This window comes from Clostridium neonatale (assembly GCF_001458595.1).
Taxonomy (GTDB): Bacteria; Bacillota; Clostridia; order Clostridiales; family Clostridiaceae; genus Clostridium; species Clostridium neonatale.
The window spans coordinates 193,414-212,802 of the sequence record NZ_LN890326.1; the positions used below are offsets into that span (position 1 = coordinate 193,414).

The 19,389-nt window shown below is 29.8% G+C and carries 18 protein-coding genes; 1 reads left to right on the forward strand and 17 read right to left on the reverse strand.

Features of this window, described 5'->3' with window-relative positions; translation table 11 throughout:
• Nucleotides 1–183: 183 nt before the first annotated feature.
• From ilvC to agaV, 12 genes are all read right to left on the reverse strand, one after another.
• Nucleotides 184–1,209: a ketol-acid reductoisomerase gene (gene ilvC, locus BN2920_RS02775; RefSeq protein ID WP_058293512.1), complete on the reverse strand. Its 1,026-nt coding sequence runs from the start codon at nt 1,207–1,209 to the stop codon at nt 184–186.
• A 316-nt stretch (nt 1,210–1,525) separates the two neighbouring features.
• Complete coding sequence (locus BN2920_RS02780; RefSeq protein WP_058293513.1) at nt 1,526–2,359, reverse strand: AIM24 family protein; 834 nt, start codon at nt 2,357–2,359, stop codon at nt 1,526–1,528.
• A gap of 204 nt (nt 2,360–2,563) precedes the next feature.
• The gene (gene buk / locus BN2920_RS02785) at nt 2,564–3,631 is read right to left on the reverse strand and encodes a butyrate kinase (RefSeq protein ID WP_058293514.1); all 1,068 of its coding nucleotides are present in this window, start codon (nt 3,629–3,631) and stop codon (nt 2,564–2,566) included.
• Nucleotides 3,632–3,728: 97 nt separating this feature from the next.
• Nucleotides 3,729–4,637 carry a phosphate butyryltransferase gene (ptb, locus tag BN2920_RS02790; RefSeq protein WP_058293515.1) on the reverse strand — a complete coding sequence of 303 codons (909 nt, stop codon included), beginning with the start codon at nt 4,635–4,637 and terminating at the stop codon, nt 3,729–3,731.
• Between the two features lie 332 nt (nt 4,638–4,969).
• Complete coding sequence (locus BN2920_RS02795) at nt 4,970–6,334, reverse strand: class II D-tagatose-bisphosphate aldolase, non-catalytic subunit (RefSeq protein ID WP_338132737.1); 1,365 nt, start codon at nt 6,332–6,334, stop codon at nt 4,970–4,972.
• Between the two features lie 251 nt (nt 6,335–6,585).
• Nucleotides 6,586–7,440 (reverse strand): tagatose bisphosphate family class II aldolase, encoded by an 855-nt coding sequence (locus BN2920_RS02800; protein ID WP_058293517.1) that lies wholly within the window; start codon nt 7,438–7,440, stop codon nt 6,586–6,588.
• A 44-nt stretch (nt 7,441–7,484) separates the two neighbouring features.
• Nucleotides 7,485–7,916 carry a PTS galactosamine/N-acetylgalactosamine transporter subunit IIA gene (gene agaF / locus BN2920_RS02805; protein ID WP_058293518.1) on the reverse strand — a complete coding sequence of 144 codons (432 nt, stop codon included), beginning with the start codon at nt 7,914–7,916 and terminating at the stop codon, nt 7,485–7,487.
• A gap of 18 nt (nt 7,917–7,934) precedes the next feature.
• Nucleotides 7,935–9,095: an SIS domain-containing protein gene (locus tag BN2920_RS02810; RefSeq protein WP_058293519.1), complete on the reverse strand. Its 1,161-nt coding sequence runs from the start codon at nt 9,093–9,095 to the stop codon at nt 7,935–7,937.
• Between the two features lie 115 nt (nt 9,096–9,210).
• Nucleotides 9,211–9,957, reverse strand: a complete 747-nt coding sequence (locus BN2920_RS02815) for a GntR family transcriptional regulator (RefSeq protein WP_058293520.1) — start codon at nt 9,955–9,957, stop codon at nt 9,211–9,213.
• A 133-nt stretch (nt 9,958–10,090) separates the two neighbouring features.
• Entirely contained in the window at nt 10,091–10,936 is an 846-nt protein-coding gene (locus BN2920_RS02820; RefSeq protein WP_058293641.1) for a PTS system mannose/fructose/sorbose family transporter subunit IID, read from the reverse strand.
• Nucleotides 10,926–11,696 (reverse strand): PTS N-acetylgalactosamine transporter subunit IIC, encoded by a 771-nt coding sequence (gene agaW / locus BN2920_RS02825; RefSeq protein WP_058293521.1) that lies wholly within the window; start codon nt 11,694–11,696, stop codon nt 10,926–10,928. The genes BN2920_RS02820 and agaW overlap by 11 nt, the downstream gene beginning before the upstream one ends.
• 29 nt (nt 11,697–11,725) lie before the next feature.
• Nucleotides 11,726–12,202 (reverse strand): PTS N-acetylgalactosamine transporter subunit IIB, encoded by a 477-nt coding sequence (gene agaV, locus BN2920_RS02830; protein ID WP_058293522.1) that lies wholly within the window; start codon nt 12,200–12,202, stop codon nt 11,726–11,728.
• 314 nt (nt 12,203–12,516) lie between these two features.
• On the opposite strand from agaV, the gene nagA reads away from it, so the two are divergent.
• Nucleotides 12,517–13,656 (forward strand): N-acetylglucosamine-6-phosphate deacetylase, encoded by a 1,140-nt coding sequence (gene nagA / locus BN2920_RS02835; protein ID WP_058293523.1) that lies wholly within the window; start codon nt 12,517–12,519, stop codon nt 13,654–13,656.
• A 35-nt stretch (nt 13,657–13,691) separates the two neighbouring features.
• On the opposite strand, the gene BN2920_RS02840 is transcribed toward nagA, so the two are convergent.
• From BN2920_RS02840 to BN2920_RS02855, 5 genes are all read right to left on the reverse strand, one after another.
• A complete protein-coding gene (locus tag BN2920_RS02840) occupies nt 13,692–14,648 on the reverse strand; it encodes an N-acetylglucosamine kinase (RefSeq protein WP_058293524.1) in 957 nt (318 codons plus the stop codon).
• 57 nt (nt 14,649–14,705) lie between these two features.
• The gene (locus BN2920_RS02845; protein ID WP_058293525.1) at nt 14,706–16,052 is read right to left on the reverse strand and encodes a carbohydrate ABC transporter substrate-binding protein; all 1,347 of its coding nucleotides are present in this window, start codon (nt 16,050–16,052) and stop codon (nt 14,706–14,708) included.
• A gap of 86 nt (nt 16,053–16,138) precedes the next feature.
• Nucleotides 16,139–16,294, reverse strand: a complete 156-nt coding sequence (locus BN2920_RS22555; protein ID WP_374116915.1) for a DUF6903 family protein — start codon at nt 16,292–16,294, stop codon at nt 16,139–16,141.
• Nucleotides 16,295–16,319: 25 nt separating this feature from the next.
• Nucleotides 16,320–18,479, reverse strand: coding sequence for a 1,3-beta-galactosyl-N-acetylhexosamine phosphorylase (gene gnpA / locus BN2920_RS02850; protein ID WP_058293526.1), 2,160 nt, complete (start codon nt 18,477–18,479; stop codon nt 16,320–16,322).
• Between the two features lie 11 nt (nt 18,480–18,490).
• Nucleotides 18,491–19,378: a carbohydrate ABC transporter permease gene (locus BN2920_RS02855; protein WP_058293527.1), complete on the reverse strand. Its 888-nt coding sequence runs from the start codon at nt 19,376–19,378 to the stop codon at nt 18,491–18,493.
• Nucleotides 19,379–19,389 lie beyond the last annotated feature (11 nt).

A 19,389-nucleotide genomic window follows, 5' to 3' on the forward strand; every position in this document is an offset into this window, starting at 1 on the left:
TGCAATACATGTTATGAATAACTAGTTTTTATATTATATTTATGAGTAAACTCTGTAGATAAAATTCGTCACAGATACCCTCCTAAAATCAATATAATGTTTATAAAAAATAGAAAAAGACCATTGGAATAAGAAATACTCCTATTCCAATGGTCTTTATATGTTATTAAAATAACTAATATATTAGTTATTTATTAATTTGTCATTTTCATTATTCCAGCTGTAAAGCTTACGAATTTCTTCTCCAACCTTTTCAGATTCATGTTCAGCTGCTAACTTTCTCATAGCTTTAAAGTGAGCTTGTCCTCCAGCTTCAGACATATCTAATAAGAAATCTTTTGCAAAAGTTCCATCTTGGATATCCTTAAGGATCTTTTTCATAGCTTTCTTAGTATCTTCAGTTATAACCTTAGGTCCAGTGATATAATCACCATATTCAGCTGTATTAGAAATTGAATATCTCATTCCAGCAAAACCTGATTGATAAATAAGATCTACGATTAACTTCATTTCATGAATACATTCAAAGTAAGCATTTCTTGCATCATATCCAGCTTCTACTAATGTTTCAAATCCAGCTTGCATAAGTGCACAAACACCACCACAAAGAACTGCTTGTTCACCAAATAAATCTGTTTCTGTTTCTGTTCTAAATGTTGTTTCAAGTACACCAGCATTTGCTCCACCAATTGCAGCTGCATATGCAAGTGCTTTTTCTAAAGCCTTACCAGTAGCATCTTGATGTACTGCCACAAGACAAGGAACTCCCTTACCTTCTTGATATTCGCTTCTTACAGTATGTCCTGGTCCCTTTGGAGCGATCATTGTTACATCAACATCTTTAGGTGCTACGATTTGACCAAAGTGAATGTTGAATCCATGAGCAAACATTAACATGTTTCCTGCTTCAAGATTTGGTTCAATATCTTTCTTATACATTGCTGCTTGTAATTCGTCGTTAATAAGGATCATGATTATATCTGCTCTTTTTGCGGCTTCTGCTGCAGTATATACTTCAAATCCTTGTGCTTCTGCTTTTGCCCATGACTTACTGCCTTCATATAAACCTATAATCACATTGCATCCTGATTCCTTAGCGTTTAATGCATGTGCATGTCCTTGGCTTCCGTAACCAATTACAGCTATTGTTTTACCATTTAATAATGATAAATCACAGTCTTGTTGATAAAAAATTCTTGCTTCTGCCATTATATAAAACCCCCAAATAATAAATTTTGTCTTAAATTTGCATTACTTACAATATATTAGGTTGTAAGTTATGTAACTTTAAAATTATGATTTAATTTTAAAATAGGTTATCAAACTTCTAATAATTTAATAACTTTTACTTAAGATTTTTAACGATTTTTCATCATTTCGTTATTATTTTTAGTATAACAACGGCAATGTTTTTTGTCAATCCATACTTTTAATAACTGAAACTTCAGTGTTTATATTAGCCTATTTTATCATATATTGTATAAATCACCTTAAACACCTATACCAGTAAAATTCACACGATTATTTACACTTCTGTATTAATATAATTCTGCGATTTTATTAAATCTTCCATTGGTTTTGTTCTTAATTTATTATAGATATTTTTTGTTGGAATAAGCCAAACCTCTCCAGATCCTCTATATACATTTACAAATCCCTCACCACTTGTTAATGATCCAACTATTGATTTAGATGATTTTTCTACTGAAAATTCTATATTCCCAGTTCTTAATATTGCAAAATTTCCATCAACTTTTAGCGTATCATTTATAAGAACACACTTAAATATTTCACTCTCAGGCACAGGAATTTCAAGCGCAACTATTCCACTTCCAGATAATTTAGTTTGATACAACCCCTCATTTCCTAATAGGCTAGATGATAAAGTTCTTTGCATAGCCACTCCTACTTCAACATCTTCTTCACATGCATAAAACATTCCATCGTCAACTATAATTTCATCATCTTCTAATTCAATTAATGCAAAATGTCCAAACGATGGCTCTAAAAATATTTCTCCTGTTCCCCTATAAGAGGGCTTAAATGCTGTTTCTCCTGTTAATTTGCTTGAAATTATTTTTTTCCCTAATCCTAAAACGCCACCCATTTTACTATAGATATTAATATCTCCCTTCATGTAGCTCAACGCTCCAGGTTCTAGCCTTACTGTACTATCATCTAATATTATTCTAATCTGCTTTAACTTTATTCCGCTTTCTTTCATTATATTTAATCCAAAAGCTGTTTCAATGTCTGTAGCTCCATCTAAACTATCATATTGTAATATTTGAAACTTCGAATCATTTTCCATTTCATACAGCATTCTTAACTTATTACTAAAATTTAATGAACTTCTCATATGTCCTCTCCTATTTCATCTAAATAATATTATTTTCATTATATAATATTATAGACAGGTTGTATAAAAGTTTATTCATTAGTTCTAAAAATTATAGTTAGTGACTAGTCTAAATTATAATAGTGTCTTATCATTTTTTATAAAAAAAAGAACTATACAGAGCATAATTCACTTCATATAGTTCTTTTTAATTAATATTTATTCTTAATATACTTTTGCTTTTTCTTCTCCACTTAAAACACTTATAGCACCTTGAGCTAATGCTAATAATTCATCTTCTCCTGGATATACAGTTACTGGTGCAATCCATTCAACATTTGCTTTTAAATCTGGTATAAGTGTTGGCGAATATGCAATACCTCCAGTCAAAATGATTTGATCAACTTTACCGTTTAAAGCTGCTGACATCTCTCCAATTGCCTTAGTTATTTGATATAAGAAAGCTTTATAAATTTTTTCACATTCTTTATCTCCAGCTTCCATCTTATCAATAGTTCCTTTAACGTCATTAGTGTTTAAGTAACCAACAAATCCACCTTTTCCAACTACTTTGCTATATACTTCTGCTTCAGTATATTTTCCACTAAAGCACATCTTTATTAAATCTCCTGCTGGAACTGATCCTGCCCTTTCAGGTGAGAATGGACCATCTCCATCAAGTGCGTTATTAACATCAACAACTTTACCATGTTTATGAGCTCCAACAGAAACCCCTCCGCCCATATGAACAACAACAAGATTTAAGTTTTCATATCCTTTTCCAGATTCTTTTCCATATCTCTTAGCAACAGCTTTTTGATTTAAAGCATGGAACTTACTCTTTCTTGGGATATCAGGTGTTCCAGATAATCTTGCTACATCAGCAAGTTCATCAGTAACAACTGGATCAACAATATATGAAGGAATACCTAACTCATCAGCAATTGATCTTGCTAAAATCCCACCTAAATTTGAAGCATGTGGTCCTTGAACTCCAACTTTTAAGTCTTCTACCATTGCATCATTAACTTCATAAGTACCGCCTTCAACTGGTTTAAGCATCCCACCTCTACCAACAACAGCATTTAATGTTTTTATATCAAAGTTTTTTTCATTTAATACTTTTAATATTACATCTTTTCTAAATTGGAATTGATCAAAGATTGTATCAAATTGTTTTAATTCTTCATTAGTATGTCTTAAAGTTTCTTCAAATAATTCTTTTTCATCTTCATAAACACCTATTTTAGTAGATGTTGAACCTGGATTAATTATTAATAATTTGTAAGCCATTTTCTTTCCTCCATATATCTTTATAATTTATTTTTTATTTCATTCTGAAATATTTTTAAAATTACACTCCAAATTTTCCCATTTAATTTGAAATAAATTATTTATTTTTTGCTGCAACTAAAGCTGCTAAGGCAATTGAATTAACTTTTGTTTCAAATGTATCAGCTCTTGAAGTTAATATAGCTGGTGCAGATGTTCCAACTAAAAGACAACCATTCTTAGTTGGTGCAAAATATGTTAATGTCTTATACATTACGTTTCCTGTTTCAATATTAGGTAACATTAAAATATCAGCTTGTCCAGCTACTTCACCTTTAACACCTTTATGATGAGCAGCCTCTAAAGATATAGCATTATCTAAAGCAAATGGTCCATCAACTACGCATCCTTTAAATTGTCCTCTATCACTCATTTTAGCTAATAATGCTGCATCTATTGTTGATGGCATATTAGGGTTTACAACCTCTACTGGACATACAACACCAACCTTTGGATTTGGAAGACCACATGCATGAGCTACAGAAACTGCATTATTTATTATTGCTACTTTATCTTTTAATTCTGGATATGTATTGAATGCAACGTCTGTTAAGAAGAATAATCTATCCCATCCTTCTATTTCAAATACAGAAACGTGAGACATTACTTTTCCTGTTCTAAGACCGACTTCTTTATTTAATACACTTCTTAAAAATGTAGCTGTATCAACTAATCCCTTCATTAACATATCTGCATTTCCACTTGATACAAGCTTAACTGCTTCTAATGTTGCTTTTTTAGGATCTTTTACATCCATTATTTCAAAGTCTTTTAGATCCATATTGATTTTATCTGCAATCTCTTGGATTTTTACTTTATCTCCTACTAATACTGCCTTTGCTATTCCTCTTTCATTAGCTTCTTTTATTGCTTCCAAAACTGGTTCATCTTGTGCTACTGCTACTGCTACCTTTTTAGTTTCAATTTCTTTTAACTTTGAAAATAAATCATCAAAATTCTTACTCATCTTTGCACCTCTTATTTTTTATAATAAATTTATTTATATTTTACTAATAGATTTAATTAACTTCATACATTATTAATTATCTCAATTCGTTAAAATTATGTCAATCAAAACTATCATTATTTCTTATCTAATTTAATTTTAACAAATTTATTTTAAAAATCTTGATTTTTCAGAATATTTTTATAAACTTTTCTAAACTACAATCATTTACTTTCTTTTTAGTGGTATTTAATGAAATAATTTCAACCATAAAATTGAAAAAAATACACAAGAGTTATTGCATAATCAAAACATTCACGTTAATTATGTAACAACTCTTTTAATCTATATAATTATTTTTTTCTTATTGCATAAATATAGTCTTCTATATATTCTCCAATTATATCTTTTAGTAAATCGTAAGCATTTAACTTTAAATCTCCTTCTCTTACCTTTTTATATTGATTATGCATATACTGACTTAAAACTGTAAGAGGAATCTCTGCATTTGATAAATTATCTAACATTTTATTTAAAGCAAATTCTACATCTTCATCTGGCATATAATATCTGCATCGATCTGATAAACTATATTTTCTTTCTAATTTAACTTTATATCCAGTTCCGCTATAATGTTTACTCCATTGAGCAGGATTTTTTATCATGGTAAAATCTAATATTTCCTTAAATTTTGATAGCTCAATATTGGAATCATATTTTAATAATTCTTCTTCAATGCAATTCAATAAAAAAGCTCCTTCTCTAAATGCAAATGTAAGTGCTGGACCTACTTTTAATATTATATATCCATCTTCCACCATCTGCCTTAGTGCATATCTTGTTTGATAATCAGTTGAATGTGCTTCAAAAACTAAATTATCATATTCTTTAATAGCTTTTGATAATTCTGATGCTGCCTCTCTGTCATATTCCCAAACACTATCAGAACCGTATTCAACACCTGGTTGTACAACAATACCAACAACATACCCAAATGCATTTTCCACTCCATGCTTCTTAAAAGATTCTTTAAATGTTTCTACTGTTTTCTTAAAGTGTTCTACCTTAGTAACCTGCATTCCTTCTTCTACTTCTTCTTCTGCTTCAGCACCTCCTGGAATAGGTACTTCACTACCAATAATATATACTGGATGTACTGCATCAGTATCTTCTTTTAATAAATCCTTATATGCATCTTCAGCTACTTTACATAGTATTCCTGCTCTTTCGGCTATAATACCATCTCCAAAATGACCTTTTTCAATATCACCCTTTATCGGCATACTCGTATCTATATGAATTTTTGTAAATCCAACCATAACATATTGTCTTATTAACTCTTTTGCATTTTCCATAGCTTGTTTTTCATCTGTTTCTTTCCAAGTTAAAGGTCCTAGGTGATCTCCTCCTAATATAAGCTTATCCTTTGGAAAATCATTTTTTTCACATAAATCATATATAAATTTCTTATACTCTAGTGGTTTCATACCTGTATATCCACCAAATTGATCAACCTGATTAGCAGTTGCCTCTACAAGTAAATACATATCAGTATTCTTTATTTTATCCATAGCAGCTTCAATGACAAACTTATTTGAACAACAAACAGAAAATATTCCATCATGTTTTCCTGATTTATAATTTTTTATTATATCTATTATTGGATGTTTATACATATATTTACCTTCTTTCATTGCATTAATAAAAATATTTTTCACATAATAGCATTTCAATTCAAGTTACCTTTATTTATTGTTTATCATCAAAATTACAGCGTAGGTTGTAATACCTACGCTTCACATTATGTCATGTCTATTAAAGTTTTACGAGAAATTTACTACTATTGTATTTGTATTTTTTTTATTATAAAATATAGTTGCTTATTTGTTTTATTACTTAGATGTACTAAGTAATAATCATTATTATCAGCTTAGGATTTATTTGACCATTTCCTAAGCTATTTTTTGTTTTAATATCTATTTGCACTTCCACATACTTCAATCTTATGTTTAACTATCTCTTTCATAGCTTCTTTTCCTGGTGTCATGTATTTTCTTGGATCATTTTCTTTTGAGTTTTCGTTGAAGAATTTCTTTACTGCATTAGCAAAAGGTATCTTTAAGTCTGTCGCAACATTTACTTTACATATTCCAAGCGAAATAGCTTCTTTTACTAATTCATCTGGTACATCAGAAGCTCCATGTAAAACTAATGGAATACTCACTTTACTTCTGATTTCTTTTAATCTTTCAAAATCAAGTTTAGGTTCTCCTTTATATAATCCATGTGCAGTTCCTATCGCTATTGCTAATGAGTCAACATTTGTTTTATTAACGAATTCTGCTGCATCATCAGGATTAGTATACCTTGTATCTTTCTCATCAACTACTAAATCATCTTCTCTTCCACCAAGTTTTCCAATCTCAGCTTCTACAACTGCATCATATCTATGTGCATATTCCACAACATCTTTAACAATTGCTATATTTTCTTCAAAAGGCTTTTTTGAAGCATCTATCATACATGATTTAAATCCAATATCAATATCCCTCTTTATAGCATCTACATCTTCAAAATGATCTAAATGTATCGCTATTGGGACATCATATTTGTTTGCTGCTACTTCTGCCATAGCTTTAATATAATCAGGACCTGCATAATCCTCTATTGTTGAAGGTGTTCCTGCTATAATTACAGGTGATTTCATTTCCATAGCAGTTTCTGCTACCACTTGTAATGTTTCCATATTGTGAATGTTAAATGCAGGTACTGCATAACCTTCACGTTGTGCTTTTAAAAGCATTTCTCTTGTTGATAATATCATTGTAAATTACTCCCTTCTTACTAGAATTAAAATTTTTAATAACTTTAAATTCCATCATTAAGATTCTCATCATCAAGTTGTTTTTCTTTTAGTTTAAATATGTTTATTCCATTAGCACCAGCTTCTTTTGCTGTTTCTATTAAATCTTTCAGCTCCACATTATCTCTTCCAAGTACTACTTCTAATAACATAGGTATATTGGTTCCAGATATAACTTCTATGTTTTTATTTATTAATTCTTCCTTTAAAAGTACAGAGTTTGTAAATGGAGACCCTCCTGCTAAATCAGTTAAAATAAAGATATCATCTCCAAAGTTGTTTATAGTTTCCTTAATATTATTTTTCAATTCAGCAGATCCTTGCCCATCTATAAAATCTATTCCTATGACATTTTCTTGTTCGCCTGCAATTAATTTTAATGTGCTTAATAAGCCTGAAGCAAAATTTCCATGACCTGATACTATTATTCCCACCATATACCTTAACTCCTTGTCCTATTTGTATTGATGAATTACAACACCTTTAACAACTCTATTTACAGTTCCATCTGGCCTTGGATTATCTGGAGATATATTAAGTTTTAATGAACTTAAATATCCAAACATTTGACCAAATATCATATAGTTAAATACTTTATATATATTAGGTACACTTTCTCCATTTATGCAGATATAATTACTACAATTTTCTTTCATAGCTTCATCATTTTCATACGTAATTACTGTAAGTTTATGATTTCCTAAATCATTATGAATTTCTTTTATTAAATCAATATCATATAATTTTGTGTATTCCTCATTAGTTGCCATAATTATTACTAAAGTTTTATCATTAATTATTGATTTAGGTCCATGCCTGAATCCCAATACTGATTCACATACTGTAGTTACTTTTCCACTTGTAAGTTCAAGATTTTTTAATGCCATCTCCTGACATAATCCTTTTAGCATTCCAGAACCTAAATAAACAACTCTATCACATTCATAATCAACTAATTCTTTAACTTCTAGCCATCTATTGTCTAATATTTCTTCTGCTTGTAGTGAAACTATCTCAATAAATTCTTTATTTTTTTCTATATTTTCTATATCAAAAACAAGTAATGTTGCAAGAGTCATACAACTAAAAGAGCTTGTCATTGCAAAACTTTTATCATTAGATTTTTCAGGCATTAAAATCAACATATTTTTTTCATTATTTATACATTTTTTAGCTAAATCTCCATCCTTGTTGCATGTTATTACAATTTGAAAAATATTATTCACATTATTTTCAAATAAATCATATGCACCTATACTTTCTGGAGAGTTTCCAGATCTAGCATACGAAACTAATATAGTTTTAGTGTCTTTTTCTATATATTCTTTTGGATTGGAAACTATATCTGTTGTAGCAATTGCCTCAACTCTAGCATTTAATTTTTTATTTAATTCTAAAACAACTGTATCTCCAACATAATCAGATGTACCTGCTCCAGTTAATACAATTCTTGTATTTTCATCTACATTTTTATCTATGAATCTTTGTATATTTTCTTTTTGATCTAATATCAATTTATAAGTTTCTCTCCAAAGTTCTGGCTGCTGTCTTATTTCTGTTGCTGTAAATATAGCTTTTATTTTTTCTAGTTCTTCTAAACTTTTTCCAAAAATCATTTTTCTTCTCCTTATCTGTAATTTTTAATTGATAAGTTGTAATTTAAAAATATCTAAATCACAACTTATCAATTAAGAAAATTATATTCAATATAGATTAATATTCTTTATCGTATCAATCAATATTATCAGCATCATTTATTAAACAAACCCTATATTTAAACTTATCTCCTCTAGTAATACTTACTGTATACTCAATTATCTGTTGATTTTCATATGTAAGCCTCTCCACCTTTAAAGCACATTCTCCTTCTTTTATCTTTAAATATATACTTTCAAGCTTATTTACTAAGATAGGCCTAAACAATTCTTCTGCATATGTTATTTTAGTATGATAATTTTTATTGAAAACATCATACATAGAATTTTCTTCTAACATTTTTTTATTTAAATCTTCAAATCTGTTATATGGAAGATATGATATTTCATATATCATAGGTACTCCATCAGCTAATCTTATTCTAGCAATCTTATATACTAAATCATTTTCTCTTAATTTTAATTTTGATGCTATTTTTTCATCTAGCTCTACAATTTCAAATGTTAATATTTCTGTAGTAGGCACCTTTCCTTTCTTTCTCATATCTTCAGAGAAAGAATAAAATTTTGTTAGATTTTGTTCCATTGTACGTTCGGCAACAAAATTACCTTTACCTTGGATTTTATATATATATCCATTCTTTTGAAGATAATCAAGAGCCTGCCTCACAGTTACTCTGCTTAAAGAATATTGCTTACTAATTTCTCTTTCTGTATCTAACTTATCATTTTCATGCATATTTTTTTCAATATCTTCAATAAAAATATCAGCTAATTGTATATATAATGGAATTTTTGAATTCTTATCAATTTTTTGTTTCATGGTATGGCCACGCTCCAATTCTACAGTATATTTTTACTTATTATATCATTATATAGTAATAAATATATCATTTTTCCAGGCATTAAATCAATACCAATTTCGCAGCATAACCATACCAATCTTAAATTATATTTTATAATATAGCGAATCCTGTAAATTGTTGAATAGCTTTAGCTACTATTCCCATAATAACTGTAATTGTTATTAATTTAACTGGTGAATATCCCTTCTTTAACAACTTATACATTAACAATGTATAACCAAGAGCTAACATATTAGGCATTACAGCATCTAAAACGCCTTCTTGAACCTTAACTGCTGAATCTCCAACTGCTGAACCTACTGCAATTACCATTGTAGTTTTTAATTTTACCATTGAAGCTATTAATCCTCCAACAACTGTTAGACCAACAATTGATGCTGCATGAGAAATCTTCTTTGTTTGTTCTTTCAATGTAGCTATTGCATTAACGCCAGTATTGTATCCATATTTCATTAAGAAAAATCTTAAGAAGAAATGTAATGCATTAAATAAAATCAAGAATACAAATGGTCCTGCTATATTTCCTTCCATTGCAATTGAAGCACCAATACCTACGCATATAGGAAGTGCAGTCAGCCAAAATAATGCATCTCCTATACCTCCGAGAGGTCCCATTGTAGCAACCTTTACAGCTCTTATTGTATTTCTATCTTCTTTATTTTCTTCCATAGCAAGTATTAAACCCATTATAAAATTAACTAAAAATGGATGTGTATTAAAAAACTCCATATGATCTTTCATTGATTTTGAAAGGTCTTCTTTATTTTTATGAATCTTTTTTAATCCTGGTAATAATCCATATAACCAACCACAAGCCTGCATTCTTTCATAGTTAAAAGATGCTTGCAATAATAATGAACGCCACACCATTTTATTTAAATCACCATTAGTAATAACCTTTTTCCTTGAAGGGTCTTTATAAGTATTAGATTCCATCATCATATACCTCCTCTACCACTTTTTCTCTTGAATCACTATTATTTTTTGAGAAATAATCATATAAAGCAATACATACTCCTAGTAATGCTAATCCTAAAATTGGTAAGTTGAAATATGTTACTAATAAGAATCCTAAAATCATAAATCCAACATATTCTTTCTTTAACATTATCTTTAATAACATTGCGAAACCTATTGCTGGCATTATTCCACCTGCTACTGATAGTCCATCTATTATCCATGTTGGAATTGAACTTACAATAGCTGCTGCCTTATCAGCACCTAATAATATTGGTAAAAAAGCTATAGTAAAATAGAATATAAATAGCACTACTAGTCCTAAATAATTTATTCTTTCGATTCCTGCTGTATCGGCATCTTCACAATACTTGTCCGCTTTATGCATAAAGAAAGAAAAAGCAGTAAATAGTAATGTTATTGCAGCTTGTACTGCTACAGCAAATGGTACAGCTATACCAATAGCTGCTTGTGCATCTAATTTGCCTAAAATAGCTATACTAGTTCCTATGATTCCCCCTATAACAACATTTGGTGGTTGTGCTCCTGCAAGTGGTACCATACCCATCCAAACAAGTTCAAGTGATGCTCCAACTATAAGTCCAGTTTTCATATCTCCTAAAATCAATCCCACTACAAGGCCTGTTACTATTGGTCTATGAATATGTGTTAATCCATCAAACATATCCACACCTGCTATACCAGCCCATAGCCCTATTAATAGCGCTTGTACAAACATAAAGTTTCCTCCTTAAAATTAATTCTTATTTAAATATGTTTATAAATATCTTCATCAATATTTTCATCTGGTACTCTTCTTATTTCTAATGCTATTCCTAATTCTTTTAAGTTTCTAAATGCTTCTTTATCATTTTCATCTATTGAGACTGTTGATGAAATTTGTTCCTTACCTTCTGAGAAATGCATATTTCCTATATTTATCTTGTCAATTGGTACATTACCTTCTGCTAACCTCAAAGCATCTTGTGGATTTCTTACTACTAGAAAAATCTTTTGTCTTGGTGCTGCCTTATGAATTACATCAATTGTCTTTTGTATAGAAAAAAATCTAATTCCTATAGCATCCGGTATTACCATTTCCATCAGATTTTGTTGTACCGGATCTTGGGACACTTCATCATTCGCAACTACAATTAAGTTTGCACCTAGATGATTCACCCAAGTTACTCCCACTTGTCCATGTACAAGTCGATTATCAATTCTTGTTAATAAAATATTAGGCATAAAACCATTCCCCTCACTTATTTTGGTATTAACCAATTTATATTTTTATTTTATATCCAGTTATATAAGTTGTCAACATTTTCATAGGAATTTTTTCAAATAATTATTTTTACTTTTTAAACCAGCTACTATGCATAATGTTCTTAATATATTCCTTATATTTTTAATTTAAAATAATACTTGTCCAGATCTTATTTATAAAACATATAAATTTTTCTTGAAAGCAGTATCATGTATATTCTATAATTAGAATATACAATTGGATAATACCAATATTAAAATTTCAAATATATATAAAATTGGAGTGATATAGTATGTTAATAAAAAATTGTAAAATAATTAAACTAGACCATATCGAATTAGGATCTGTTCTTATTGAAGATGGAAAGATACAAGAATTAAATCCCGCAAATTATGAATGCAATGAAGTTATTGATGCAAATGGCTTATTTTTGTCACCAGGCTTTATAGATATACATATTCATGGTGCTGGAGGCTATGATACAATGGACGGAACTGTTGATGCCATTGATTCTATATCAAAAACAATAGTCAAGCACGGAACAACTTCTTTCCTTCCAACAACAATGACAGTTTCTGTTGAACAAATAAATAAATCAATGCATGCAATAAAGGAATTGAAAGAAAAAGGCACTTCTGGTGCTCAGGTGCTGGGAGCTCATCTCGAGGGGCCATTTGTAAGTCCTTCTGCAATAGGTGCTCAAAATCCTAAATATCTTCTAGCTCCTTCTATAGAGACCTTTAATGAAATGACTGCCGAATGTGAAGATGTTGTTGTATCAATAACATTAGCACCAGAATTAAATGGAAGTTTAAATCTTATAAAGCATTTATCTAAAAAAAATATTAATTGCTCATTAGGACATACAAGAGCTACATACGAAGAAACAATGAAAGCTATAGATGCTGGTGCTAATCATTCTACTCATCTTTATAATGCAATGCCACCATTTAATCATAGATCACCTGGCATTATAGGTGCATTATTTGATAGTTCTAAAATAACCATAGAAACAATATCAGATGGAATCCATATTTCTTACCCAGCATTAAGAATAGCTTATAAACAAAAAAGCTCTGATAAATCTATTTTGGTAACAGATGCTATGATGGCCTGTTGTATGCCTGATGGTAATTACACACTTGGAGGTCAAGATGTTATAGTTAAAGATAATGCAGCAAGAATTAAAACAGGATCATTAGCTGGATCAGTTCTAACATTAGATGCTGCTATAAGAAATGTTTATAATAATTGTAATATGCCTTTATATGAAGTTGTTAAAATGGCTACTTATAATCCCGCAAAATATTGTAATGTATCAGATCATAAAGGACTAATAAAAAAAGGCTATGACGCAGACTTAGTATTATTTGATGAAAATATAAATGTTAAGCAAGTATTTATTGACGGAAAATCCATTTTTAATGCATAATAAAATAGAGATATGCAGATTATTTCTGCATATCTCTATTTTATTAATTCTATATAATTATCTGGTAATTCATTATCTGATAGTAAATAAGCTAACAATGCAGCTCCATGCCATGGTTTAAGTTTAGGCTCTATTAATATACATTCTATTTTGTCGTTTTTTAACATTTCCTTTAAAGGATTTAATATAAATTCTCCAGCTTTAAATACTCCACCACTATATGAAACTAAAAATCCATTTTCTAGATTCAATTCATTTTTCAATACTTTTATATGAAAAAATAATTCTTTAGCTGCCTCTTTAAATATATTTCTACAAGTCTCACATCCAGCTGATGCCGCTAAATAAGCTATTTCGGAAAATTTAGCAATATCTGTTCTAGAAAATTTTAATCTATTAAATGCTATGTCAACAATTTCAAAATAATCTTTTATATTATATTCTTTTTCTAATGTATCAACTAGAACAGTCTTTTCATTTCTGCCATCTTTCTGTTTTGTATATTCATTCAATATCTTTAATCCAATCCAGTATGCACTTGCATCATCACCAATGCCAGGTCCCCATCCTCCACATCTAGCTTCATTTCCTTTTTTATTTCTTCCATACGCTATACTTCCTGTTCCAGCAACAATGTTTATACCTTCTTTACATCCGGTTCCAGCTGCCCATCCAACAACAGAATCATTTCCAATAACGTAATTAATACCATCAAAAACCTTCTTAACCGAATATTTTATATCTTCAATATCGCTTTTACTTTCTCCATATCCAGGTATACCTAAAAATGCATATTCAATTTCATTCTTATTTATACATCCCTTCTCACAAATTAACTCCAAATTTTCATTTAAAACTTCAATTAATTTTTCTTTTCCAATTTGATGAATATGGGTTGTACCACTTTCTACATCACATATAACTCGTAGTTCTTGATTTATTAATAAATACTTAGTCTTAGTTCCACCACCATCAACTCCTAAAAAGTACATAATCTCTCCTTTATTACTTAAAAAGGGAATATAAATATTCCCTTTTTATTAATAGATTTATTTGATTATTGCTTCTCTTAATTTAGCACTTGTTTCTTCAAGTGATTTTTCCCAATCTTCTACTGTTTTATTTCCAGACATGATTGAATCTATAGTTCCAAGATAAATATCTGTCCAGCTTACGCCTTCAACAGCATTAGTAGCTACAAATCCACCCATTATAGGTAATGCACCATTGTCATATATTTTAAATAACTCTACTTGTAATGGATCTAAATAATCATTAGCAATTTCAATGGCACCTTTAACTGGTACAACTGCTTTTGCATTTTCAGCTATAATTTTAACTGCTTCATCACTATACATATAAGCCATAAATTCTTCTGCTAGTTCTTTATTAGCAGCATCTTTAGGAATATACATTTGTTCAAGGAAACTTACAGAATATTGTTCTTTTCCATTTTCAAATGCTGGATATGGCATGAATCCCCATTCAAAACCTTTACTTCTTGGTGCATCCTTCATTTCATCTGGAAGCCAAGTTCCATTTGGTATAAATAAAGCTTTATTATCTAAAATTAATTGTTGATTCTTTGTGAATCCTTGATTGTTTGCATTTGCAACAACTGATGGTTCTAAGTAATCCTTAAGTTTTCCAACTACACCTAAAGCTTGCTTAGCTTCTTTTGATGTCCACGTACCTTCTTCATAATTATAAGCCTTATTAACTAAATCTAAACCACCAGCACCAGCGAGTAACGCAGGGACTGCACAATCAAAATATCCACTTGTTGAGTAAGTAAATAATGATATTCCATCATTTTTAGCTTTATCTCCAAGAGCAAACATTTCATCCCAAGTTTTAGGAACTTCATATCCCTTTTCTTCAAATAAATGCTTGTCATAAAACAATCCTGTTGGACTATAAAATAAAGGTGCTAAATATGTCTTTCCATCTCCGTATGGATTAGTAGCTGATGTATCTAAAAATCCTGGTAAAATTTTTTCTCTTACAGTAACGTTTTCACCTGGTACTTTCTTATCAAGTACTCCTGTTAAATCACTTAAAGCTTGGTCTTTTATAAATGTCTCTGTTAATGCGTCAGGTCTTCCAGTTGCTAAATAAACTAAATCTGGTATATTTCCTGATTGTATTTGTGGACGAATTACCTCTTCTAAATTTGAAGCTACTGTAAGTTCAACTGTAACTCCTTCATGGCTTTTTTCGAAATTTTCTTTTAATTTGTCCCAATAAACTTTTCCATATCCACCTTCAAAGGCAGCTATTTTTAATACTTTTCCTTCTGCTGTATCTTTTGATGCCTCACTATTACTTCCGCACCCAATTAACCCTGAAACCATCATTAGTGATGCAAGCATTGTTGCTATAATTCTCTTTTTCATTCTAAATCCCTCCTAATTTTTTATTTATATTTATTTTTTATAGTTCACATTGTCTATTAAATATTAAAATATTATTTAATTCATTGTTATTGGTACTGTTTGTTATACAAATAAATTTCTGACAATATTCCTATTAGCCCAACAAACATCATTGCAAGTCCAAAATAGTTTGTTATGGTTCTACCTTTAATGACTAGAAATAAGCTTATAATAAAAGTTATTAAGTATATTATCTTTTTCATATAATCATCTCCTATAAACGAAAGATTATTTTATTTTGAACCATCTTATAGCTGCTGGTTCTAATTCTATTTCAAATGCATTTTTAGAACCCTCATATACTTTTGTTTTTTGTTTCTCATTAGAGTTATTAATAACAGCATATTTGTTAGATTCTATGTATGCCGATACTTCACAATAAATATTGTCACAATACCATTCCTTTAAATGTTCTTCTTTGTTTGCAGCATAATAACATGATCTCATTAATATTCTAGCATTCTGTGATGAATACGGAAGCCCTGCAATGTATACTGCTCTACCTTTTCCATATACATTAGCGGCCATCATTACATCATCATTTTCTATTTCTATTATTTCTGTACTGTCAGAATTAGCATATATATTCTTAACACTTTCTCCAAAATCAAGTTCAGAATTTATATCTTCAGTTATAAAATGCTTTTCAATCTTTGTCTTAAAATATTTATCTGTACTTAATGAAAATCCAAGTTCTTTATCTACACCAAGCGCATCTGCCATTTGAAAGAATCTTCCTCCATTTAACATTGCTGATGGTTCACCAATTCCTACAAATCCTCCACCATTAAAGATCCATTCTCTTAAAGTAACACTTATTTTTTCATCAATCCATTTTTCTCCACCACTAAATGCAGTTCCTGAATCTCCAGCATTTATTATTACATCAACATCGCTAGATATTCCATTTTCTTTTATATCATCAAAGCTTATAAACTCTACATCGAAGCTCATTCCGCTTAATGCTTCTATAACTCCAAGATAAGTATATATTTGTTTATACCAAAGTGAATGTGCCACCATATGTGTTTGCCAAGTGCGAAGTTTCCCCCAGCAATTTAATATTGCTACTTTCAGCCCACAATATGGTTTAACGTTATTTATATTGTCATATATTTCTCTAAATTCATCACAAACTTTTCCAACATATTCAACAAAATCAGGAAATTTATATGCAAGTGATAAATATCCACCGTATCCTATTCTATCTACAGGTTTTCTCATTATCGCTCTTCTTGCTGTTAACCAGTTTTCTCTAGCTTCTATAATAGGATCATTACCTTCAAAAAATGTATCTGGAAAGAAGTATGGCAAAAAACGTCCTTCTGTATATTTAATCCCTGATATATCAGATATCATTCTAAGAGTTGCACCATTCCCAACAGATCCTACTACTGCATCCAATCCTATATTTTCAAAATATTTTCCGTAAGGTTCAGTTCCAATCCACGTGTCTCCTAAAAACATCATTGCTTCTCTACCATGCTCATGAACTACATCAACTAATTTCTTTACATTATCTGCAACAAACTTTTGTTGAAAATCCATATAATCTAAGTATGCTTTCTTAGGTACTCTAAATGGCGAATTATAATATCCTTCATCTATAATGTCTTCCGCCCTTAATTTGTAACCCTTTTCTTTTTCAAATTCTCTTAAAGCCTTTGCACTTACACTTGAAGAATATCCAAACCAATCAACATATTTCTCTTTTTTTAAATTATTAAATACTAAAGCAAAGTGATAAAAGAAAGTGGTAAATCTAACCACGCTAGTTCCTGGATGTTCATCTAACCAATTATGCATAGCTTCAACTATATGCTTGTTAGTATTTTCATTTCTAACATCAAAAGGAATATCATGTGGTTTGTCATTCCAATCATTAGTTATATGATTATACATCTGAGTTGGATCCCATATACAATAAGCTAAAAATGAAACTGTATACTCGTGCCATTCTTTAGTACCATGTACTATAACTTTTTGTCCTTCTTCCTTATAATCCCAGTTATTTGTATCAACGACTTCATTTGTTGTTCTATCTATAACTTCCCAGAATTCTTTGATGTCATTTTTTATATCTGGCTGAACTTGTTCCTCAAAATACCCGTCCATAATAGATATTTCTAATACATCACTAGTTGCTAGGTTATGTCTGCTCATTAAATATGTCTGCTGAAGTTCATCCATATGTTCTTCTGCCCAGTTATTGTCTCCACGACTTACAAAATATGTCGAATATATCTTTTCTGCTAAACCTTCAATTTCAGGTGTTAGCTTAAATCCATCACAGTCTCTAATTGCATCCGCTCCCCATTTTTCTAATATTTCACATGTTTCTTTTATAAAATTATCATCTGTTGGAATAGTTATTCTTCCTTTACTCATTTTTTTCCTCCTTATTCTTTGACCCCGCCAACTGTCATTCCTTCTGTTAATTTCTTTTGAACTAAAATATATAAAATTATTGTTGGAATCATAACTATAACAAGTCCAGCATACATAGCACCATAATCAGTTGCTGTTTTTTGTACTTGCATTAAGTTTATGAGTCCTAATGGCAACGTTTTTGATTTATTTGGTAAAAGTGTTAATGCTATTATATATTCATTCCAAAAGGCTAAGAAATTAAATAATATAACTGTAATTATGCTTGGTTTAGCCATTGGTATGATTACATGAATTAATGTTTTTAACTTACTACATCCATCAATATAAGCAGCTTCTTCATATGATTTAGATAATGTTCTAAAATAATTTATCAATAGATATACAGTAAATGGTATTGCTGTTGCTGCATAAACTATACTTACTACTATTCTGCTATCCAAAAACACTGTCATACTCGACGGTAATGCAAAAATATTTTTGATAAACTTTTCACCATCAAGTATTAATAAAAATATTGGGACTACTATATAATTTACATTTACAAATAATCCTGCTGTAAATAAAGCACTTATTATTTTCTTACTTTTAAATTCAAATCTAGCTAACACATAAGCTGCTGGTATAGAGACTAAAAGTAATATAATTAAAGCTAAAGCTGTTATAAATACAGAATTCAAAAAGTACTCTCCCATGTTTGCTTCTACAAATGCCCTTCTAAAATTTTCCAAATAAATCCCTTTTGGTAATGACCATGGGCTTCCATAAAATTCTGTTTTATGCTTTAATGATGCCAAAAACGCCCATCCAAGTGGAATTATTATGCTTAATGCAAAAGCCCATAAACAAAAATACATAAAGAACTTTACTAATTTCTTTTGTAATTTATTATCATTCATAAAATTCACCT